This is a genomic window from Streptomyces sp. NPDC018947 (assembly GCF_044390505.1).
Taxonomy (GTDB): domain Bacteria; phylum Actinomycetota; class Actinomycetes; order Streptomycetales; family Streptomycetaceae; genus Streptomyces.
Genome location: NZ_JBIRZD010000005.1, coordinates 146543 through 168215 on the forward strand (window position 1 = coordinate 146543; position 21673 = coordinate 168215).

The 21673-nt window shown below is 70.5% G+C and carries 20 protein-coding genes; 15 read left to right on the forward strand and 5 right to left on the reverse strand.

Features of this window, described 5'->3' with window-relative positions; genetic code table 11:
* Window positions 1-118: 118 nt before the first annotated feature.
* Both ACH499_RS12565 and ACH499_RS12570 read right to left on the reverse strand, forming a co-directional pair.
* A complete protein-coding gene (locus ACH499_RS12565) occupies window positions 119-796 on the reverse strand; it encodes a TrkA family potassium uptake protein (protein WP_356207238.1) in 678 nt (225 codons plus the stop codon).
* Window positions 796-1467: a TrkA family potassium uptake protein gene (locus ACH499_RS12570; RefSeq protein WP_356207240.1), complete on the reverse strand. Its 672-nt coding sequence runs from the start codon at window positions 1465-1467 to the stop codon at window positions 796-798. The genes ACH499_RS12565 and ACH499_RS12570 overlap by 1 nt, the downstream gene beginning before the upstream one ends.
* Window positions 1468-2008: 541 nt before the next feature.
* Between ACH499_RS12570 and ACH499_RS12575 the strand changes: the two genes are divergently transcribed.
* The 4 genes from ACH499_RS12575 (at window position 2009) to ACH499_RS12590 (ending at window position 8589) form a co-directional block, all read left to right on the forward strand.
* On the forward strand, window positions 2009-4072 hold the full coding sequence (locus tag ACH499_RS12575) for an APC family permease (protein ID WP_399015326.1): 2064 nt from the start codon (window positions 2009-2011) through the stop codon (window positions 4070-4072).
* A 49-nt stretch (window positions 4073-4121) separates the two neighbouring features.
* Complete coding sequence (locus ACH499_RS12580) at window positions 4122-5450, forward strand: class I SAM-dependent RNA methyltransferase (RefSeq protein ID WP_399015328.1); 1329 nt, start codon at window positions 4122-4124, stop codon at window positions 5448-5450.
* Between the two features lie 1380 nt (window positions 5451-6830).
* Window positions 6831-8087: an SLC13 family permease gene (locus ACH499_RS12585; RefSeq protein ID WP_399015513.1), complete on the forward strand. Its 1257-nt coding sequence runs from the start codon at window positions 6831-6833 to the stop codon at window positions 8085-8087.
* Window positions 8088-8091: 4 nt separating this feature from the next.
* Complete coding sequence (locus tag ACH499_RS12590) at window positions 8092-8589, forward strand: universal stress protein (RefSeq protein ID WP_399015330.1); 498 nt, start codon at window positions 8092-8094, stop codon at window positions 8587-8589.
* A gap of 303 nt (window positions 8590-8892) precedes the next feature.
* Here ACH499_RS12590 and ACH499_RS12595 read toward each other — a convergent pair whose 3' ends face one another.
* Entirely contained in the window at window positions 8893-9543 is a 651-nt protein-coding gene (locus ACH499_RS12595) for a TetR/AcrR family transcriptional regulator (RefSeq protein WP_399015332.1), read from the reverse strand.
* A gap of 95 nt (window positions 9544-9638) precedes the next feature.
* Between ACH499_RS12595 and ACH499_RS12600 the strand changes: the two genes are divergently transcribed.
* Window positions 9639-10013, forward strand: a complete 375-nt coding sequence (locus tag ACH499_RS12600) for a DoxX family protein (protein WP_399015333.1) — start codon at window positions 9639-9641, stop codon at window positions 10011-10013.
* Window positions 10014-10288: 275 nt separating this feature from the next.
* On the opposite strand, the gene ACH499_RS12605 is transcribed toward ACH499_RS12600, so the two are convergent.
* Together ACH499_RS12605 and ACH499_RS12610 are read right to left on the reverse strand one after the other, a co-directional pair.
* A complete protein-coding gene (locus ACH499_RS12605; RefSeq protein ID WP_399015335.1) occupies window positions 10289-10642 on the reverse strand; it encodes a hypothetical protein in 354 nt (117 codons plus the stop codon).
* Between the two features lie 25 nt (window positions 10643-10667).
* Window positions 10668-11216, reverse strand: a complete 549-nt coding sequence (locus ACH499_RS12610) for a TetR/AcrR family transcriptional regulator (RefSeq protein ID WP_399015337.1) — start codon at window positions 11214-11216, stop codon at window positions 10668-10670.
* A gap of 124 nt (window positions 11217-11340) precedes the next feature.
* On the opposite strand from ACH499_RS12610, the gene ACH499_RS12615 reads away from it, so the two are divergent.
* From ACH499_RS12615 to ACH499_RS12660, 10 genes are all read left to right on the forward strand, one after another.
* A complete protein-coding gene (locus ACH499_RS12615) occupies window positions 11341-12030 on the forward strand; it encodes a flavin reductase family protein (protein WP_399015339.1) in 690 nt (229 codons plus the stop codon).
* Window positions 12031-12032: 2 nt separating this feature from the next.
* Window positions 12033-12803, forward strand: a complete 771-nt coding sequence (locus ACH499_RS12620; RefSeq protein WP_399015514.1) for an alpha/beta fold hydrolase — start codon at window positions 12033-12035, stop codon at window positions 12801-12803.
* A 149-nt stretch (window positions 12804-12952) separates the two neighbouring features.
* The gene (locus tag ACH499_RS12625) at window positions 12953-13843 is read left to right on the forward strand and encodes a S41 family peptidase (protein ID WP_399015341.1); all 891 of its coding nucleotides are present in this window, start codon (window positions 12953-12955) and stop codon (window positions 13841-13843) included.
* Window positions 13844-14057: 214 nt separating this feature from the next.
* Window positions 14058-14690, forward strand: a complete 633-nt coding sequence (locus ACH499_RS12630; protein WP_356207322.1) for an RNA polymerase sigma factor — start codon at window positions 14058-14060, stop codon at window positions 14688-14690.
* Window positions 14687-15805 carry a CU044_5270 family protein gene (locus ACH499_RS12635; RefSeq protein ID WP_399015343.1) on the forward strand — a complete coding sequence of 373 codons (1119 nt, stop codon included), beginning with the start codon at window positions 14687-14689 and terminating at the stop codon, window positions 15803-15805. Before ACH499_RS12630 ends, ACH499_RS12635 begins: the two co-directional genes overlap by 4 nt.
* A gap of 238 nt (window positions 15806-16043) precedes the next feature.
* The gene (locus tag ACH499_RS12640) at window positions 16044-17162 is read left to right on the forward strand and encodes an acyltransferase family protein (protein ID WP_399015346.1); all 1119 of its coding nucleotides are present in this window, start codon (window positions 16044-16046) and stop codon (window positions 17160-17162) included.
* Window position 17163: 1 nt separating this feature from the next.
* Window positions 17164-17886: a GDSL-type esterase/lipase family protein gene (locus tag ACH499_RS12645; RefSeq protein ID WP_399015348.1), complete on the forward strand. Its 723-nt coding sequence runs from the start codon at window positions 17164-17166 to the stop codon at window positions 17884-17886.
* 201 nt (window positions 17887-18087) lie between these two features.
* Window positions 18088-18519, forward strand: coding sequence for a hypothetical protein (locus ACH499_RS12650; RefSeq protein ID WP_356207334.1), 432 nt, complete (start codon window positions 18088-18090; stop codon window positions 18517-18519).
* A 20-nt stretch (window positions 18520-18539) separates the two neighbouring features.
* Complete coding sequence (locus tag ACH499_RS12655) at window positions 18540-20897, forward strand: hypothetical protein (protein WP_399015350.1); 2358 nt, start codon at window positions 18540-18542, stop codon at window positions 20895-20897.
* 194 nt (window positions 20898-21091) lie between these two features.
* Complete coding sequence (locus ACH499_RS12660; protein ID WP_399015352.1) at window positions 21092-21610, forward strand: hypothetical protein; 519 nt, start codon at window positions 21092-21094, stop codon at window positions 21608-21610.
* The last annotated feature ends 63 nt before the right edge of the window (window positions 21611-21673 follow it).

Here is a 21673-nt window from a genome sequence, read left to right on the forward strand (position 1 = left end):
GTGGGGGGGGGGGGGGGGGGGGGGGGGGGGGGGGGGGGGGGGGGGGGGGGGGGGGGCTGGGGGGGGGGGGGGGGGGGGGGCCCGGGCCCCCCCCCACCGTCGTACCGTGTGGCGGCCGTCAGGCGCCGGCGTCGCTCCGCCGGGCCGACAGCAGGTCCTCGAGCTGCTCCTCGCGGGCCTGCGCGGCCACGAACAGCAGCTCGTCGCCCGCCTCCAGGGAGTCCTCCTGTGACGGGGTCAGCACCCGGGTGCCGCGGATGATCGTGACCAGCGACGTGTCCTCCGGCCACCGCACGTCCCCGACCTGGGTGCCGGCCAGGGCCGACTCCTCCGGCAGCGTCAGCTCGACGAGGTTGGCGTCGCCGTGGCTGAAGCGCAGCAGCCGGACCAGGTCGCCGACGCTCACCGCCTCCTCGACCAGGGCCGACATCAGACGCGGCGTGGAGACGGCGACGTCCACGCCCCACGACTCGTTGAAGAGCCACTCGTTCTTCGGGTTGTTCACCCGGGCGACGACGCGCGGAACGCCGTACTCCGTCTTGGCCAGCAGGGACACGACCAGGTTGACCTTGTCGTCGCCCGTCGCGGCGATGACGACGTTGCAGCGCTGCAGCGCCGCCTCGTCCAGCGACGTGATCTCGCACGCGTCGGCGAGCAGCCACTCCGCCATCGGCACGCGCTCGACCGAGATCGCGGTCGGCGCCTTGTCGATGAGCAGGATCTCGTGACCGTTCTCCAGCAGCTCGCCCGCGATCGAACGGCCGACCGCGCCGGCTCCGGCAATGGCGACCCTCATCAGTGACCGCCCTCCTCTTCGGGACCCTTGGCGAACGCCGCCTCGACCTTGTCGACCTCGTCGGTGCGCATCATCACGTGCACCAGGTCGCCCTCCTGCAGCACCGTCTGCGAGCTGGGCAGGATCGCCTCCCCGAGACGGGTGAGGAAGGCCACCCGCACCCCGGTCTCCTCCTGGAGCCGGCTGATCTTGTGACCGACCCACGACGCCGAGGTGTGCACCTCGGCGAGCTGGACGCCCCCGGTGGGGTCGCGCCACAGCGGCTCGGCGCCCGAGGGCAGCAGCCGGCGCAGCATCTGGTCGGCCGTCCAGCGGACGGTGGCGACCGTGGGGATGCCCAGGCGCTGGTAGACCTCGGCGCGGCGGGGGTCGTAGATACGGGCGGCGACGTTCTCCACGCCGAACATCTCGCGGGCCACGCGGGCGGCGATGATGTTCGAGTTGTCACCGCTGGAGACGGCGGCGAAGGCGCCGGCGTCCTCGATGCCCGCCTCGCGCAGGGTGTCCTGGTCGAAGCCGACGCCGGTGACCCGGCGGCCGCCGAACGCGGAGCCCAGGCGGCGGAAGGCGGTCGGGTCCTGGTCGATCACGGCGACCGTGTGCCCCTGCTGCTCCAGGGTCTGGGCCAGGGCGGAACCCACACGCCCGCAGCCCATGATGACAATATGCATCGCGTCACACCGCGCTTCCTACGGGCACTGCCACCTTAGTGGATGTCGTGCTCATGTCTCTCTTTCGGCTCGCCTGGCGACAAGTCGCGGCCAGTGTGCGGGCCGCAGGGGAACATCATGCCGGTGCCCGCCGCCGGTGACGTCCCTAGGGGCTGTCCCGGGTCGGTCAGGGGCCCCGCGGGACGCGTTCCCCGCCTCCGGCCCAACGTATCGGCCTGCCCCGGGAAGTCGCGGCACCCCGATTCAGCCCCCGGCGGACGACCCCCGGCGGCCGATGCTGCGGACGCTGGCAAGAAACAGGAATCCGAGGCCGACGAGCGTAGCGCCGCCGCCGACAAGCTCTGCGCTCAGGTGCATGGAACCTCCAGAGGGGCGCAACCACGGGGAAGTGGACGGTGGTTTGTCATATAGGCACGGGAACGCCGCAACCTGCGGAATCCGCAGCCGCACCACCCGTCCAATTCACCCGTAGGGCAGAGGGCCGCCGGATCGGGGGTGGCGGGTGGGCGGGCGCCCGTTCGAACGCTTACGATCCTCTGTTGTGTCCAAACTGACCGACGTGCCCAAACGGATCCTGATCGGGCGCGCACTGCGCAGTGACCGGCTGGGCGAGACGCTCCTGCCGAAGCGCATCGCCCTCCCCGTCTTCGCCTCCGACCCGCTGTCCTCCGTGGCCTACGCCCCCGGCGAGGTGCTGCTGGTCCTGTCCATCGCGGGCGTGTCGGCGTACCACTTCAGCCCCTGGATCGCCGTCGCGGTCGTCGTGCTGATGTTCACCGTGGTCGCTTCCTACCGGCAGAACGTGCACGCCTACCCGAGCGGCGGCGGCGACTACGAGGTGGCGAACACCAACCTCGGGCCCAAGGCCGGGCTGACGGTGGCCAGCGCGCTGCTGGTCGACTACGTCCTGACCGTCGCCGTGTCCATCTCCTCCGGCATCGAGAACCTCGGCTCGGCGGTCCCCTTCGTGGTCGAGCACAAGGTCCTGTGCGCGGTCGCCGTGATCCTGCTGCTGACCTTGATGAACCTGCGCGGGGTCAAGGAGTCGGGCACCCTGTTCGCGATCCCGACGTACGTCTTCGTCACGGGCGTCTTCCTCATGATCGCCTGGGGTGCGTTCCGCGGGCTCGTGCTCGGCGACGTCATGCGGGCCCCCACCGCCGACTACGAGATCAAGCCGGAGCACCAGGGCCTGGCCGGCTTCGCGCTGGTCTTCCTGCTGCTGCGGGCCTTCTCCTCCGGCTGTGCCGCGCTCACCGGCGTCGAGGCCATCTCCAACGGCGTCCCGGCCTTCCGCAAGCCCAAGTCGAAGAACGCGGGCAACACGCTCGCGATGATGGGCCTGCTCGCCGTCACCATGTTCTGCGGCATCATCGCGCTGGCCGCCGCCACCGACGTCCGCATGGCGGAGAATCCGGCCACCGACCTCTTCCACAACGGCATGGCGGTCGGCGCGGACTACGTCCAGCACCCGGTGATCTCCCAGGTCGCCGAGGCCGTCTTCGGCGAGGGCAGCTTCCTGTTCATCGTGCTGGCCGCCGCCACCGCGCTGGTCCTCTTCCTCGCCGCCAACACGGCGTACAACGGCTTCCCGCTGCTCGGCTCGATCCTCGCGCAGGACCGCTACCTGCCGCGTCAGCTGCACACCCGCGGCGACCGGCTGGCCTTCTCCAACGGCATCGTGCTCCTGGCCGGCGCGGCCATGCTCCTCGTCGTCATCTACGGCGCCGACTCCACCCGCCTGATCCAGCTCTACATCGTCGGCGTGTTCGTCTCCTTCACGCTCAGCCAGATCGGCATGGTCCGGCACTGGAACCGCCACCTGGCGACGGAGAAGGACCAGGCGAAGCGCCGCCACATGATCCGCTCGCGGGCCATCAACGCGTTCGGCGCCTTCTTCACCGGACTCGTCCTGGTCGTGGTCCTCGCCACCAAGTTCACCCACGGCGCGTGGGTCGCCCTGCTCGGCATGTGCATCTTCTTCGCCACGATGACCGCGATCCGCAAGCACTACGACCGCGTAGCCGAGGAGATCGCGGCCCCCGAGGACCTCGGGCAGCCGCCCGCCGACGACATGGTGCGCCCCTCGCGCGTGCACTCCGTCGTACTGATCTCCAAGATCCACCGCCCGACGCTGCGCGCCCTCGCCTACGCCAAGCTGCTGCGCTCGGACTCCCTGGAGGCGCTCAGCGTCAACGTGGACCCGGAGGAGACCAAGGCGCTGCGCGAGGAGTGGGAACGGCGCGGCATCGACGTACCGCTGAAGGTGCTGGACTCGCCGTACCGCGAGATCACGCGGCCGGTCATCGAGTACGTCAAGAGCCTGCGCAAGGAGTCGCCGCGCGACGCGGTCTCCGTGATCATCCCCGAGTACGTGGTCGGCCACTGGTACGAGCACCTGCTGCACAACCAGAGCGCCCTGCGCCTCAAGGGCCGGCTCCTGTTCACCCCCGGCGTCATGGTCACCTCCGTCCCCTACCAGCTCCAGTCCTCCGAGGCCGCCAAGCGGCGGGCCCGCAGGCGCCAGGAGTGGAACGCGCCCGGCGCGGTCCGGCGCGGTCCGGCGCAGACCGACCGGTCGAAGGAGTCCTCGCCGTCCACGTAGACTGGCAGGCTGTTGTCCTTTGTCGTCCCGTTCCAGGAGTCACCCCGCCATGCAGGCAGAACCGAAGACGTCGCTGGTGGGTCAGGAGTACGAGGTCGAGATCGGCCCCGTCGCCCACGGCGGCCACTGCATCGCCCGCACGTCCGAGGGGCAGGTGCTGTTCGTCCGGCACGCGCTGCCCGGCGAGCGGGTCGTGGCCCGGGTGACGGAGGGTGAGGAGGGCGCTCGGTTCCTGCGCGCGGACGCGGTCGAGATCCTGGACGCGTCCAAGGACCGCGTCGAGGCGCCGTGCCCCTTCGCGGGGCCGGGCCGCTGCGGCGGCTGCGACTGGCAGCACGCGAAGCCCGGTGCCCAGCGCCGGCTGAAGGGCGAGGTCGTCGCCGAGCAGCTCAAGCGCCTCGCGGGGCTCACCCCGGAGGAGGCCGGCTGGGACGGCACGGTGATGCCGGCCGAGGGCGACAAGCTGCCCGCCGGGCAGGTCCCGTCGTGGCGCACGCGCGTGCAGTACGCCGTGGACGCGGAGGGCCGGGCGGGACTGCGCAAGCACCGCTCGCACGAGGTGCAGCCGATCGACCACTGCATGATCGCCGCGGAGGGTGTCAGCGAGCTGGGCATCGAGCGGCGGGACTGGGCGGGCATGGAGTCCGTCGAGGCGATCGCGGCGACCGGTTCGCAGGACCGGCAGGTGATCCTCACCCCGAAGCCGGGCGCCCGCCTGCCCATCGTCGAACTGGACCGGCCGGTCTCCGTCATGCGCGTCGGCGAGAAGGACGGCGGCGTCCACCGCGTCCACGGCCGCCCCTTCGTCCGTGAGCGCGCGGACGGCCGCACCTACCGCGTCGGCAGCGGCGGCTTCTGGCAGGTCCACCCGAAGGCGGCCGACACCCTGGTGACGGCGGTCATGCAGGGCCTGCTGCCCCGCAAGGGCGAGATGGCCCTCGACCTGTACTGCGGCGTCGGCCTCTTCGCCGGCGCCCTGGCCGACCGCGTCGGCGACACGGGCGCGGTCCTCGGCATCGAGTCCGGCAAGCGCGCGGTGGAGGACGCCCGGCACAACCTCGCCGGCTTCGACCGCGTCCGCATCGAGCAGGGCAAGGTCGAGTCCGTCCTCCCGCGCACGGGGATCTCCGAGGTCGACCTCATCGTCCTCGACCCGCCGCGCGCGGGCGCGGGCCGCAAGACGGTCGAGCACCTGACGTCGCTGGGCGCACGGAGGATCGCCTACGTGGCCTGCGACCCGGCCGCGCTGGCCCGCGACCTGGCGTACTTCCGGGACGGGGGGTACCGGGTGCGGATGCTGCGGGTGTTCGACCTGTTCCCGATGACGCATCACGTGGAGTGCGTGGCGATTTTGGAGCCTGCGGGCAAGCGCTCCTGACCTGCGCCTTTGTTGTCCAGGTGGGTTGCTCGACCTGTTTCCCTCACCCCTGAGGTGCCTGCGTCGGCGACGCCTTCTGAGGGGCGTTCGGAGATTCTTGACGCTCGAAGCCGAGAACGCTCGATCCCGCCCCTCTGATACCGGACAGGTGTCAACAGGCCAAGCCGGCGGGCGGCCGTACTCGCTGCCGGGTGCGGACTGTTGCTCGTCCCGCCGGCCGCCGTGGCACTGCAGGGCGTCGGCCTTCGGGGGCCGGCCGGCACACCCGCGACGTCCGCCTCCGCGGTCCCCTCCGTGACCACGGGAAGGTGCGGGTGGTTACGCCCGGGGAACGGGTCGGTGTCGCACCCCGGGTGTGAAGATCTGGCTGACGTCGGACGGCATGCACTGGACGGGGTCGCACGGCCCCGCCCGGTTCCGGAGCGCCATGGACGGCGCCATCGCAAAGGACCGGCCGGACGTTGAGTGGCGAACGGCCGGCCGGGACGGCCAACGGTTCGCGTTCGGCACCTACCGTGGCAGGGGCGAAGCGGCACGGGTGGAGATCGAGACGTCGCACGGTGACGTCGACGGCGTGATCCTCACCCTGGCGGGCAGCCCGGGACGGGGGCCCGGTTCACCGCGACGAAGCTCCCCGACACGGTGAAGACACCGAGAACCCTGCCCGACGACCATGCCGTGCGAGGAGTCACGGTGCGACGCCGCGGGCGTGGTGATCGCGAGCAGGAAGTCCGCCCGGTGACCGCGCGGGGCAGCGCGGCTGCGCGCACGTGTTCGGCAGCCTCCGGCCCGGACTCGACGTCCACCCCTTCGAAGGGGCGCCACAGCGTCCCGTACGGGTGACACGCCGGAGCCGGCGGCAGCTCGAACCGGCGACGGGCGCCCGCCGCACCCGGGTACCGCCGCCTGCGTCGTGCACCGACCGCGTTCGTCACGCTGGTGCTCCTCCTCGTCGGTGCCTTCGTCGTGGCGTACCGGGCCACGGACATCCCCGCGCCCCGACGGATGAGGCATCGGTTTTCCAGCACTCGCCCGATCGGATGATTGTGTCCGCCTCCGGCAACCGTTCACCGAGTCCGGGTGGAAATGCATCGATGCTGAACACGCTGCGGGGCACCGGCGGCTCAGGGAGGTACCGACGCGTGACCGGGCCGGGAGCGGTATCGACGCCGAGCCGAGGGACCGCCCGCACCGGCAGGGGCTCGACCGGGACGTGCGACGAGGTCACGCCACTGCCGGCCGGCCAGGATCACAGGGAAGGAACAGGCGAATGATCCCGCTGCCGCCGCAGCGTACGAAGAACGCGGGCCTGCCCGACAACGAGCACGACCGGCAGCGACGCAGACCGGATCGCGGTTCCGGCCCAGACGGGCACCGGCCCTGAGCGCCCCGTTCGCGGAGGCCCTCTCCGTCGTCCTCCTCGTGGCAGTCCTCGCCTGCGCGGTGGTCCGCCCGTGGGGCTGGCCGGAGGCCGTCGTGGCGGTCCCCGCCGCCGGGGTCGTCGTCGCCGTCGGCGCGATCTCCCTGCCCCACACGGCGTCCGAGGCCGCCCGGCTCGGACCGGTCATCGGCTTCCTGGCCGCGGTCCTGGTCCTGGCCCAACTGTGCGACCACGAGGGCCTGTTCCACGCCTGCGGCGCCTGGATGGCCCGCAGGGCCGCGGGCAGCTCGCAGCGGCTGCTGGTCATGGTGTTCACGGCCGCCTCGCTGATCACGGCGGTGCTGAGCCTGGATGCCACGGTGGTCCTGCTGACGCCGGTGGTCTTCGCCACGGCGGCTCGGCTCGGCGCCCGTGCCAAGCCCCATGTGTACGCCTGCACCCACCTGTCGAACACCGCGTCGCTGCTGCTGCCGGTCTCCAACCTCACCAATCTGCTGGCGTTCGCGGCCAGCGGACTCAGCTTCACCCGCTTCGCCGCCCTGATGGCACTGCCCTGGCTGGTGGCCATCGGCGCCGAGTACGTGGTCATCCGCCGATTCTTCGCGACCGACCTGCACGCGGGGGCTCAGGCCCCGCCCACACCCGAGCCGCGCGAGGTGCCGGCGTTCGCCCTGGCAACGGTGGCCTGCACCCTGGTCGGCTTCGTGGTGACCTCCGCGTCCGGGATCAACCCGGCGTGGGCAGCGGCGGCAGGCGCGGCCGTGCTGGCCGGACGTGCCCTCGTCCGGCGCCGCACCACCCCCGCCGCCATCGTGCGCGCCGCGGCCCTGCCGTTCTGCGCGTTCGTCCTGGCCCTGGGCATCGTGGTCCGCGCGGTCGTCGACAACGGCCTCGCCGACGCGCTCGGCCACATCGTGCCCGACAGCACCGGCCTGCCCGCACTGCTGGGCATCGCGGCCCTGGCCGCCGTACTGGCCAACGTCATCAACAACCTGCCCGCCGTCCTGGTGCTGCTGCCGCTGACCGCCCCCACCGGGCCCGGCGCCGTCCTGGCGGTACTGCTCGGGGTGAACATCGGCCCCAACCTCACCTACGCCGGCTCCCTTGCCACGCTGCTGTGGCGGCGCATCGTGCGCGAACACGACAGCGACGTGGAACTGGGTGAGTTCACCCGGCTCGGGGCCCTCGCCGTGCCCACCTCCTTGCTGCTCGCGGTGGTGGCACTGTGGGCCTCGCTCCACGTGATCGGAGGCTGAACCCGTGACCGTCGTCGCCTGGATCGTCGAAGGCACCTGGACCGCGTGCGTCGACGCGGTCCGGACCCACGCACCCGAGGACACCGACATCGTGCTCCTGCACGTCGCCGGGTCGGATGTGGCCGGCGCCGCCCACGGCGCCTACGCCGGACTGCTGGGCCGCGCGCACCCCCGGCGCGACCCCGGCACAGCGGTGGAACACCTCGCCGCCGCGGCCGGCGAACACCTCCTGGGTGCCGCGGCGCAGCGGCTGGGACGCCCGTGCACCCGCATCGAGCGTCACGGCCGCGTCGAGCGGGAAGTCGTGGCCGCCGCCGAAGGTGCCGACCTGCTCATCGTCGCCCGTGACGGTGACCGCTCCCGCCTGGGGCCACGCAGTCTCGGCCCCGCCGGCCGCTTCGTCGTCGATCACGCCCCCTGCCCCGTCCTGCTCATCTGGCCGGAGGACACACCCGGCACGGACACCATCCCGCCACCACCCCACCGCCCGCACCACCGGTAGCCGGCCATCGGGCGCAGCGTTTCACCGGCTCCGGCCCACACACGCGGGGCGCCCGGGCGTCACAGGGAGGTCGCCGAGCACCTCGTGCGACGCGGCGTCAGGCGGTGGGAGTCCGTACCGGATGGCGTCGGTGACGAGCTCGCTCAGCACGGGTTCCCTGCCGAGAGCCGGCTCGGACAGCTTCCACTCCTCGAGCGCGGCGGACAGAGCACCGCGGATTCCGGCCACGGCGGCCGGGTCGGGCGGCACGTCCCGGGCGGCGATCCGGCCGGGTGGCGGCGCCTGTGCTCGTGGGGGCTTCGATCAGCGACGCGGCCGTGCCGCGAGCATCGCGTCGTGCAGCTCCTCGGGACCGGGAACGGGCGGCAGCGGCGACGCGGGCACGTCGGGGCGGCAGGAGTCGAGCAGCAGGGCGACCAGGCGCTGCCAGGCGCCGGGGGCGGCCTGGCGGGTGGAGGAGAGAACGCCGGTGTTGGCCATCAGGAACAGGATGACGTCGCTGCTGGTGATCTCGGGGCGCAGGCGGTGCTGTTGCTGTGCGCGGCGGATCAGGGCGTCAAGGGCTTGTATGGCGCGGGAACGCGGCTCTTCCATGGCCGGTGAGTCGGGAAAGCAGGCGGTGAAGGCCTCGGTGACGGCGCGGTCGGCGGCCTGCATGGCGCAGATGCGCTCGACGAAGCCCTTGAAGCCTTCCCAGGGGTCGGGGTCGAGCACCGCTTCCTCGGCGAGGCGGGCCAGGTCGGTCATGCGGTCGGTCAGCACCGCCTCGATCAGGGCTTCCCGTTCCGGGAAACGCCGGTAGAGCGTGGCGATGTTGACCTCTGCCTGCCGCGCGACGTCCTCCAGGGGCGCACCCAGTCCGCGCTCGGCGAACACGGTGCGGGCAGCCGCCATGATGCGTTGCCGGTTGGCCTCGGCGTCCCTGCGCAGTCTTCGGCCCTGCTCGGATCCCATGGCCGGGATTCTACAAGTGCAGTCGGTGCTGCGGTTTCTGGTAGCTTGGGCGCAGTAAACCGCAGGGTCCCCTTCACTTATGAAACGAGTGTGTCGTGCCCGTCCTCCTGTGGGTCGCCCAGGCCCTCCTCGCCGTACTGTTCACCGCCGCCGGCGGGATGAAGCTGGTCATGTCCCCGGATGCCCTGACCCCTCTCATGCCGTGGGTCGTGGACTTCCGTCCCGAGACGGTCAGAGCGATCGGGGCACTGGAGGTCCTCGGTGCGGTGGGGCTGATCCTTCCCCGCGCCACGAACATCGCCCCGGTGCTCACGCCGGCCGCCGCGGCCGGCCTCGCCGTCGTCATGGCAGGCGGCGCGGTCGTGCATGTCACCCGAGGTGAATACCCCCACAGCATCGGCAACATCGCCGTGCTCGCGGTGGCTCTGCTGACCGCCTGGGGGGCACTTCGCTCCCTCTCCTCCTCCTGACCCTTCCCTCGCCTCACCTCGGGGAGCCGGACGGCTGGGGTGCGTCCGCCCAAGTGGCTTCGTGGGCGGACGCACCCGCAGGTCGGTGGGCCGACAGGGGCAGCCCGGCGGCCGGTTGTCCGGCCGGCCGGGTGAGTACGTCGTCGTCCCCGACGCCGGGTTCGTCCAGCGGAGTGCGGACGCCCGGGCCTGCGCCGGGGTGTCCGCGACGGCGAGGGTGGTCACGGTTCCCTTGTCGTGCGCCGCCAACTGCCGTGCGGCCGCGTGTGGGCGGGTCAGCCGGGCAGGGCGTCTTCGATGAGTGCCACGGTCGCGCGGGGGTCGGCAACCTCGATCACAAGGCGGGCGTAGCGTTCGTCGGCCAGTTGTATGACCACCGCCTTGGCCGGGTCGTGGACGTCCCAGAAGACCCGTTCGCCGTCGATGTGGAACGTGCCGGCGGTCACGACGCCCGGGAGGTGGGTGCCCGGTGATCGCAGCCCCTTGGGCTCCTTGACGACCCCGGGGTCGGCCGTGGCGCCGCGCACGTGGGCCAGTGGAATGGTCAGGCGGCTCTTGAGCGCCCAGAGTTTGTCGAGCCCCTCGATCTCCACGATCAGGTTGCCGTCGTCGATGCTGATGTGTGCCATGGTGCTTTCCTTCGCTGTGAGAGTGTCAGTGCCGGCCGAGGCGCTGCGCCAGGCCGGCGCCGGCCCGGATGATGCCTTCGTCGGTCGTGCCGGACCGGGCGCGTACGCGTAGTCCGACGAGCAGCGCGGTGGCCGCTGCCGGCGCGGCGCGGGTGTCACCTTTGCCGGCCGTGTGGTCCGCCTCGCCGACCGCCTCGTCCAGCGCGGTGAACGCCTCGCCGACCAGTCGTGCCACCTCGGCGTCCACCGGTGCCCGCTCGGCCGCCGCCAGCAGGACCAGGTCGAGTTCGGGTCCGGTGACCGCGTCGGCGAGAACCTCGTACGCCTCTTCCCTTCGGTCGCCCGCCGCGGCGACGCGCTCGGCCAACGCGGCGACCTCGTGGTCCAGGGACCACTTCAGCGCGGCGAGGTAGAGCCCGCGTTTACTGCCGAACGTCTTGTACAGGCTGTTGCGGTGCACACCGAGGTGCGACACCAGGTCGTCCACGGAAGTGCCGTCGTAGGTCCGGCTCGCGAACAGCCTTGCCGCCGACCGGACCGCGTCGGCCTCGTCGAATCCTCTCGGTCGTCCCATGGAAGGACCGTACACAGTTGAGGAACGATCGGTCAAGAACGATCGTTCCTCAACTCTGCCCCGGGTCTCACGGAACGGGAACGGTTCGGCGGGTGCCGAAGTGATCCGCCCCTACGCTGCGGTCATGAAGATCGTTGAGCCCCTCGTCCCGCCCGGCTCCGGCACCGACCCCTGTGTCTCCATAGAGCCGAGCGTTCTGTATTTCGGCACTCCTGTCGTTCTCCTGAGCACCGAGAACCCGGACGCCTCGGTCAACCTCGCGCCGATCTCCTCCGCATGGGCGCTGGGGCAGGTGATCGTGCTCGGCCTGGGCCCGGACGGCCAGACCGCGCACAACCTCACCGCCCGCCCCGAACTCGTGATCAACATCGCCGCCCCCGGGCAGTGGCAGGCGGTCGAGCGTCTGGCCCCGCTCACCGGGCGCCATCCGGTCCCCCCGACCAAGCACGACGGCTGCCGCTTCGAGAAGGACAAGTTCGGCGCAGCGGGACTGACCAGCCGTCCGTCCCACACGGTCCGGCCACCGCGGGTGGACGGATGCCCGCTGCAGTTGGAGGCGCGGGCCGAGTGCATCCGGCGCGATGCCTCCGGTGAGTTCCTCATCGTCGAGGCCCACGTACGGAAGGTGCACGCCGACCCCCGCATAGTGCTCCCCGGTACGGATCACATCGACCCGGCCGCATGGAGCCCGCTCATCTACAACTTCCGGCACTACTTCGGCCTCGGCCCGGAACTCGGCCACTCCTACCGCTCCGCCACACCCCGTGATCGAATGGCCGGAGCACCCGGCAGCGGAGGAGACGGACACAGGTGACGATGCCGTACGTCCGTCACTACGGTGCGGCCGAAGGGTCCGCACTGCTCGCGCTGCACGGGATCAAGGGGCACGGCGCTCGCTGGCGGCGCATCGCCGAGACGTCGTTGCGCGACTTCTCGGTCATCGCGCCGGACCTGCGCGGGCATGGGCGTTCCGACCACGCCCCGCCGTGGAACACCGAAGCCCATGTGGCGGACATGCTCGCCGTGCTGGACGCCCGTCACCTCGACCGTGTGGATCTGCTCGCGCACTCGTACGGCGGGCTGATCGCGCTGCGTCTGGCCCACGCGGCCCCCGAGCGCGTCGGCCGGATCGTCCTGCTCGACCCCTCGGTCGGCCTGCCCGCGGCTCAGATGCACGACATGGCCCGGCGGGCGCTGGGCTCCGGCTCCGGCTCCTTCTCCGACCCGGAACAAGCGCGCGCGGAGCGGAGGTCGGCCTGGCCGGCCGCCTCCGCCGCGGCCGTGGAAGAGGAGGTCGCCGAGCACCTCGTACGGGGCAGCGACGGGCGGTGGCACTGGCGCTTCGAGCCCGCGGCCGTCGTGACGGCGTGTTCCGAGATGGCGGGGCCGCCCGTCACTCCACCCGCCACCGTGCCCACACTCCTCGTGACCGCCCGGCGATCCGGTTTCGTCTCCCGGGAGTACGTCCGGGCGTGCCGGGCGACGCTGGGCGAGCGACTCGCGGTGGCGGAACTCGACGCGGGTCACATGCTGTATCTCGAATGCCCCGAGGAGACCGGCGAGCTGACCCGCCGCTTCCTTGCCTAGCCGCACGCGAGTGGCTCTTCCCCCTCGCCGGGGAAGGGCCACCGGCCGTTCCGCTGCAGGGCGCACAGCCGCTGAGGCGACGTCAATGGGCCCTCTGCCTGCGATTATTCGGGGCGTCCGCCGCGGCCCGGAGCTTACACTTCTCCACCATGCCTACCCACGCGGACATCATCAGTCTGGCCCTGGACCGGATCACGTCCGGATACGTCTTCCCCCGACGGGTCGCGGAGATCGAGGGCGCGATTCGCAGACAACTCGCCGCCGGCGCCTACGACACGCTGGGCGGCCCCGCGCTCTGTGAGGCGGTGACCGCCGACATGCAGGAGGTCTGCCCGGACAGACATCTGAGGCTGCTCTGGCTGGACGAGCCGCAGTCCACGGACCCGGCTGACGCGGACGAAGGCCGAGCGGCCTTCCTCGCGAAGCTGAGGGCCGAGAACCAGGGCATCCGCCGCTTCGAGCACCTCGAGGGCAACATCGGCCTTCTCGACATCCGGCGGATCGCCGACGCCGGCGAGGGCGCCGGCATGATCGGTGCGGCCATGGAACTGGTCGCCCACACCAGTGCCCTGATCCTCGATCTACGCGAGTGCCGCGGTGGCTCACCCGAGGGCGCTGCCATGTGGTGCAGCTATTTCTTCCCCGACGACCAGGTGCACCTCAACGACATCTACGAGCGCTCCACCGACTCCACCCGTCAGTACTGGACCGCCTCGCACCTGCCCGCACCGCGCTACCTCGACCGCCCGGTGTACGTCCTCACCAGTGCCATCACGTTCTCGGCAGGGGAGGACGTGGCGTACACCCTGCAGGCGCACGGGCGGGCGGTCCTCGTCGGCGAGACGACCCGGGGCGGTGCGCACCCGACCGTCCGGCACCCGGTGACGGAACACATCACGGTCACCGTACCGACCGCCAGGACGATCAGCACGGTCACCGGGACGAACTGGGAGGGCGTGGGCGTCGTTCCGGACATCGCCGCCCCCTCGGACCAGGCGCTCGACGTGGCACTCAAGGACGCGCTGCGGCGTGCCGCGTAAACGGCCCGGGTCATTCTCCCGTCCAGCCACTTCCTCGCGGACCGAGGCCGTTCGCCGTGCGTCGGTGCCGGAAGCGTGGTGAGGGCGAAGGCCGTCCGATCGGCCTCTGCCCCCGCGAGGTACCGAAAGCTCCTTCCTTTCGGAGGGGAACTCCTGTCAGTGGCGTGCATCACGTTCCGGGAACCGGTCCGGGCTGCCCGGACAGTCCGATGGTGTGGAGATAAGTGCGCGCGCCCGCATACGGGCGGGAGATCCCGAGGCATTCGGTTGTCTCTTCGATGATTACGCCCGGGCGGTGTACAACCATGCCTTCCGGCTGACCGGCAACTGGTCGACGGCCGAGGACGTGCTGTCCTTGACCTTCCTGGAAGCATGGCGGCTGCGAGGAACGGTGGACCTGGACGGCGGGTCACTGCGGCCGTGGCTGCTGGGCATCGCCACCAACACGGCAAGGAACACCCGCCGGGCCGCGCGGCGGCACGAAGCGGCAGTCACCCGTCTCCCGCGCGAGGAGGTGTTCCCGGACTTCGCCGAGGATCTGGTCGACCGCATCGACGACGCGGGGCGGGTCGCGACGCTGCAGGCGGCGATGTCCCGGCTGCGTCGCGCGGAGCGCGAGGTGGTCGCGTTGTGCATCTGGTCCGGTCTGGACTACGCGGCCGCGGCCCAGGCGTTGGGCATCCCGGTGGGCACTGTCCGTTCCCGCCTCTCGCGCGCCCGCAAGAAGCTCCGCAAGTTCGCCGGGGCCGAGGTTCCGTCGAGGAGCGGGAACTCGGAGGTGGTCCGCGGACAGGTAGATGGTGACCGCGTCCTTGCGGTCCGGCCCACCCACGAGGAGACCCGATGAGCCCCAAGCCGCCCAGGCCCACCCAGGCCGAGCGCGAGGAGATGGCCCGGCTGCTGCCGGCCCCGGCCGAACGGGACGTGCCCGGACGCCGCCACCAGCTTCTGAGGAACCATCTGATGCGCGAGATCGAGCACAGCACCCGTACCGCCACGGCCGAGTTCCCGACCCGGCGTCGCCGCCGTCTGACGTTCACGGCGATCCCGCTGGCCGCGGGCGCAACGGCGCTCGCCCTGGCGACCGGTGGTGTGTTCGGTCAACATCCCACCGCCCAGCCCGGCTCGGCCGTGGCCTCCGGCCCGTCGGAGCGCGGAACCCATGCCACACCGGCTGCGGTGCTGTTGGACCGTATCGCCACTGTCGCCGCGTCCAAGGCCACGCCCACCGTCCGCGACGACCAGTACGTGTACATCGCCAGCAAGGTCGCCTACTCCAGCCAGAACGGCACGGACTCCGTCATGCGCCTCGACAAGCCGCACCTACGGCAGATCTGGCTCTCGGCCGATGGCACCCGCCCCGGCCTGTTGCGCGAGAACGGGCAGGACACGGAGCTGGACGCCGGCCACGAGGGCGTCGTCGTCAGTGAAGCGGACGGCCACACCACGGTCCGTCGGCCGGACGGCACCAACTCCCAGCCCCGTGTGGCCGTTCCGGGGGAGGGGACGCCCTCCCTGAACAGCCCGACCTACCGCTACCTGGAGTCGCTGCCCACCGACCCCGGCACACTGCTGAAGAAGATCTACGACGAGACCGAGGGCGCCGGGCCCGGCCCGGACCAGGAGGCGTTCGTGACGATCGGCGACCTGCTGCGCGAGCAGCTCGCGCCGCCGAAGGTCAGTGCCGCCCTGTACAAGGCCGCGGCGAAGATTCCTGGCGTCACCGTCGTGAACGACTCCGTGGACGCGGCCGGTCGCCGTGGCATCGCCGTCGCCCGCGTCCACAACGGCGAGCGCACCGAGTGGATCTTCGACAAGCACAGCCTGGAGTTCCTCGGCGAGCGAAGCGTCATGCTCAAGGACACCTCCCGGGCCAAAGCCGGTCAGGTCACCGCCACCACCGCTGTCCTGAACCGACTCGTCACCGACAAGCCCGGACAGACGCACTCCGGCGCGAGCTGACGACGCATACGGTGCCCGAACCGAGCAGTTCGGGCACCCCTCCTGGCGGTACGCCCGTCAACTCAGACCGTCGACGGACCGTTCGCCGAACGTTCGACATGTCGCCCGTGCAGGCGCACGACGCCCTGTTCCACGCGGCGACGTCCGAAACCTCGTGACAGGACCCCCTTCATGCACGCGCTGATTTGTGCTGCCCCGCTCTCCGGTCCGCCGTCCCGTACGCAGGCCGGGTGAAGCCATGACTCTGCAGGCAATGGGCACAGGGACGGCCACGGCCTCACCGGCACCGACGGCTGTGGCTCTGCCGTCGTTGACCGGCATGCGCTGGGTGGCGGCGTTCGTGGTGTTCGTCTACCACGTCCGGAACTTCGGCTACTTCGATGGTGAGAGTGCCCGGATCGTGGACTGGGCGTTCGGTGCCGGCGCGACGGGGGTGTCCTTCTTCTTCATCCTGTCGGGCTTCGTGCTGGCATGGTCGGCCCGCCCGGGAGACAGCGCGCGGGCGTTCTGGCAGAGGCGCATCGCCCGGATCTACCCGGTGCACCTGGTCACTGCGGCGGCAGCCCTGGTACTGGCCTTCACCCTCGTGCCGGGCCTGCGCCCCAGCGGCCCCGCGGAAACGGCGGCGAACCTCCTGCTGGTCAGCTCCTGGAACTCTCCCTGGTGGCAGGCACTGAACCCGGTCAGCTGGTCGCTGACCTGCGAGGCGTTCTTCTACGCGGCCTTCCCCGCCCTGTACACGGGCCTGCGCCGCACGAACGCCCGCGGCCTCACCGCCCTGGCGATGGCCTGCACCGCGGTGGTCATCCTTCTGCCCCTGACCAACGTGTACCTCGCTCTGGGCTGGACGCTGCACTCGTTCCCGCTCGCCCGGTTCCCCGAGTTCATCCTCGGCGCGGCCATCGGCCGTCTCGTCCAGATCGGGGCGTGGCGCGGGCCCGGGTCGGAGGCCGCCATGGGGCTCACCCTCATCGGTTACTTCCTCGCCCAGCAGCTTCCCGGCGGCAGCAGCTACGCGGCGTTCACGGTGATCGGACTGGCCTGTCTCATACCGGCGGCCGCACTCAACGACCTGCACGGAGCCCGCTCGCTGTGGCGCCGCCGCCGGCTGGTCCGGCTGGGCGAACTCTCCTTCGCCTTCTACATGATCCACATCCTTGTCATGCGGAGTGCCGAGGAACTCCTCGGCAGGCGTCCCGAACTCGGGACAGGGCCCGCCCTGGCTCTCGCCACCGCCGTCTTCGCCGTTTCCCTCGGTCTGTCCTGGGGCTTGTACCGCTGGGTCGAGCAGCCCGGCCGGCGACGGCTCCTCCGAGGCGCCCACGCCACGAGCCCGTCCAGCCGGAAGGGCCGCTGACATGACGGCCACGCTCGAGCGGCCCCGGACCGCCTTCATCGCCGCCGCCATGCTGATCCTCTGCGCCCTGCTGACCGTCACCGCACGGACCGATGACCCCTCCCACCGCACCGTGGTGGTGATCGGGGCATCGGTCTCCGGGGGCTACAGGACCCTCCCCGGTGCCGCCTGGCCCGAACGGATCGACCGGCGCCTCCAAGAGGACGGCCTGCCCGTCTCGGTCGTCAACGCCAGCGTCACCGCCACCCGGCTGCTCACCAGGAACGACGCCGGCCGGCCCAGCGCTCTGGACCGCCAGGACCGCGACGCGCTCGCCGTCCCCGGAGTGGACACCATCGTGCTCACCGACGTGATCAACGACATCCAGCAGACCCCGCACCAGTACGACCCGAAGGCGATCACCAGAGGGTTCCAGGAATTCGTCTCCCGCGCCCACGCCCGCGGTGTCCGCGTGATCGCCACCACCATCCCGCCCTACGGAGGGTTCCTCCGCTACGAACCAGCCGGTGAGCGCTGCCGCCAGGCCGTCAACGCCTACATCCGCCGCAGCGGCCTCTTCGACGGCGTTCTGGACTTCGACGCCGTCCTGAGGGATCCCGCCGACCCCACGCGCATGCGTCCCGCCTACGACTCCGGCGACCACCTCCACCCCAACGACCGCGGACACCAGGCCATCGCCGAAGCCGCTGACCTCCGCCGGCTCACCAGCGGTGCGAATCGCTGAAGCGGTGACCTTTCTTCGCGCAGGCCGGGAGGCTCGCTTCCACTGGGCATTACGTGCGGGGATTCGATCGTTGTCGTGCGGGATTCGGGGAGTCGACCACCGGCCGCCCGAGGGCGGGTGATGATACAAGGGACAGGCAATCAGGTCGGTGGCCGCGTGAGTACGGTGGAGTGGCCTGCCTGGGTGGACTTGGGAGAATTCGTGACATTCGAGCAAGAATGGGCCGAACTGCGCGCGGCGGCGGCCGAGCGGACTGCCATGCAGATCAACAGCGTTCCGGCCGAAGGCGGCGGAGGGGGTGGTGGCGGGAAGGACCTGGTGGTCAACCGGGACGATCTCGGCGCCATCGGCAATGACGCGTATGACCTGCTGGGCCGGCTGGGCAAAGAGGGCGACATGGCCCGTGCCTCCACGTTCGACGCGGCGACGGCGCTGACCAACGGGAATTTCGTGAGCGGTTCGGCCGTGCTGAAGGTGCACGACTTCTGGCAGACCCACCTGAAGACGCTGCTGGACGCCTGCGCGCAGATCTCGAACCACCTCGATTTCAGCAAGGCCCAGCACGCCAAGGACGAGGCGAAGATCGAGGGCGATCTGCTGCGGATATCCGTGCTGACGGAATACATGAAATAGGGCTCGGGGGAGCGCGCGACATGCTGAAGTACGAGGACATCATCGACGCCCCGGTGGGGAAGCTGAAGGCAGCCGCCGACGACTGGTCGGAGATGGCGGGAAAGCTGGAGAAGCTTGCCACGGAAGCCGCCGACGGCATGAAGAAGAAGGCGGACAAGGCGGCCTGGGAGGGCGTCAACGCGGGCGTCACCAAGGCGTTCATCGGTAAGACGGCCAAGGAGTTCGCGGACGCCGCGGCCGAGGCCAAGGGTGTGAAGATGATCCTGGAAGAGGGTCACGCGGCCATCAAGAAGGCCAAGGACGACCTGGTCAACATCCGGGACCACGAGGGGCCCGCGGCAGGTATCCGCGTGGATGCCGCGGGAAAGGTCACGGCGCGGAAGCCGTTGTCCGAGATCCCCGAGGCGCGGCATGACCCCGACTACAGCCGGCTTCTCCAGGAGGAGAAGAAGAACATCGAGTCGTGGCAGAAGAAGATCGACCGCATCGTCGAGAACTGCAACGACACCGACGTGACCCTCAAGAACACCCTCGAGGCCAACGTCACCGACCGCAAGGACTTCAGCGCTCCGAAGTACACCAAGCTGGACCAGGAGGAGGCCGCCCGCGCCGCAGCTCTGGCGGCCAAGGGCCGGGACCTCACGCACAAGGAACTCGAGCAGCTCAACGAACTGCTGAAGGACAACAGTTCCTCGGTGGAGTTCTCCAAGAACTTCTACGAGAAGCTCGGCCCCGAGAAGTCGCTCGCGTTCTTCGGCCAGCTCTCCACGGACACGTACGAGTACGGCAAGGTCGACGCGGAGCGCCTCAAGGACGTCCAGGAGCTCCAGAAGAACCTCGGCCTCAACCTGGCCACCGCCTCCCAGGACAAGGACTTCACCGAGAAGTGGGGTCCGGAACTGCGCAAGCTGGGTACGGAGCGCATCCCGCTGGCCAAGCACGACTACAACGGGCCGTTCGGGTACCAACTGCTCGGCGGGATCATGCGGTACGGGAACTACGACGCCAAGTTCCTCAACCCGATCGCCGAACACGTCGCGCAGCTCCACCAGAAGGACCCGTACATGTTCGCCGACAACAAGGTGGTGAACAGTCCCTTCAAGAACCCGTTCAACCCCTCCGGCGTGAACGGCGCCGGCTACGACCCGGCCACCGCCATGCTGGAAGCGCTCGGCAACAGCCCGGAAGCCGCGAAGAAGTTCTTCACCGACCCGCCGACCGCGTACAACGAGGACGGCACGGTCAACCACGGCGCCACGGCCGACCTCGGAAAGAACAAGGACGGCGAGGCGATCGACAACTACCTCGACTTCTTCACCAGCGAGAAGTGGGAGTCCTTCCCCGACGTCAACTCGCTCGACGAGAAGGAACTCAAGGCGTCGCTCGACCAGATGCCCGACGCCCTCGGCCACGCCCTGGAGGCAGCGACCCTCGGCTACCCGACCGGGCACCCGGACCCCGGCGTGGTGCGGGACGAGGACAACGCCGCGGTCATGCAGAAGGTCATGGAGAAGTACAGCGCGGACCCGGGGCTGCTCAAGGAGCACCACGAGGCGATGGCCGACAGCCTGGGCGTCATGGGCGCCGGCTACATCGACGACATCAACTGGGCGCTGGACAAGAACGATCCCGGCAGCGTGTTCGCGCCGGGCAAGAACCCCGACGGGCACGTCGACTTCGCGGACACCGTGGACGGGAACGGGCGGAGCGTCGTCCGGGGCTTCCTCAGCACCCTCGGCCAGCATCCGGACGCCTACGCGACGGTCTCGACCGCGGAGCAGGTCTACACCCGCAGCGTGCTGGAAGGGTCCGTGGGCCCGGACGGGAAGATCACCGAGGCGGTCGAGGCCAGGGCCAGGGCGGCCGTGCGCGTGGGCGCGGAGGTGCAGGGCATGCTCGACCAGTCCCGGGCCGACCAGGTCGAGGCGACGAACCTCAAGACGCACGAGGACTACGAGAAGGCCGTCGCCAAGCGGGCGGGCTGGGTCGAGTTCGGGGCCGCGGCGGGCATCGCGGCGGGCGTCGCCTTCCTGCCCGCGACCGCGGCCGTGGGCACGGCCGCTGTGCTCATTCCGCTGGCGACCGACACCGCCAGTGGTGCAGCAGAGCAGCTCATCAGCCAGGTGGTCGGCAACATCTCCGACAACTCGGTGGATGAGCACAAGGAGAAGGTGGAGGAGCTCACCAGGGAGGAGAAGACCAAGATCTACTCCTCCGGCGAGAGCATGGCCGAGTCCCCGATGGAGGAGTTCCTGCTGCACAACGGCGTGGACATCAAGAGCGATTTCGGTCAGGACCTGCGCGAATCGATGCTGATCGGCTACGGGGTCGGCAACGACCGGGAGAACCAGCAGGGCAACGACCCGGAGACCGGCTGAGGGTGGACGGCCGAGGACACGTAAGGATGCGGACAGTGATCAGTCGTAGGTCGGTACGCGGGGGAGTGCTCTCGGCGGCCGTGGCCGGCTCGTTGCTTCTCGGGGCCACCGGGTGTGGAGGGGACGAGGGCGAGGACGGAGTTCCGGACGACTACAAGGTCGTTGCGGGGACGCAGCTCTGCGGTGGGGACGCCATGTCCGCCGATGCGTCAAAGGCACTGAAGGTGATCACGGGGTCGTCGCGCTTCGAGGCGTCGGCAGAGAGGTACACCGTCGCGCGGGCCGCAGGGGACCTTGTCGAAGCGTTCCCGAACTCCACCGTGACCGAGGACGCCTGCCGTGTCTACACGCCCCTCGGCACGCCGGAATTCGAGCTCAGGATCACCTGGAATCTCGCCGACGGCGCCCCGACGGACACCTCGGCTCCGGATGTCACCGTGCTGAGGATGGGTGAGCGGACCGTGGCGGCGGCGGACAAGGCCCACGTCTATTTCGCGTGCCGGAGCGACAAGTTGGTCGGATCGGCAGGGTTGGCCCACATCGTCATCGGCGTGGAGCGCTGGGGCATGCCGACCGAGCCCGAGGGTGACGTCGAGGCGTTGAAGGACGCCTACGCGACCGTGGCCCACTCCGTCTCCTTGGCCATGGCCAAGGAACTGCGCTGCGAGAAGAACGGCGGACTCCCCGAGCGGCCTGTGCTGGATCCCGCGTAGCCGTCGGAGTACACGGAAGCGACACGGAAGGATGGGCGACGAGACGGCTGGCATGGTCAGGGC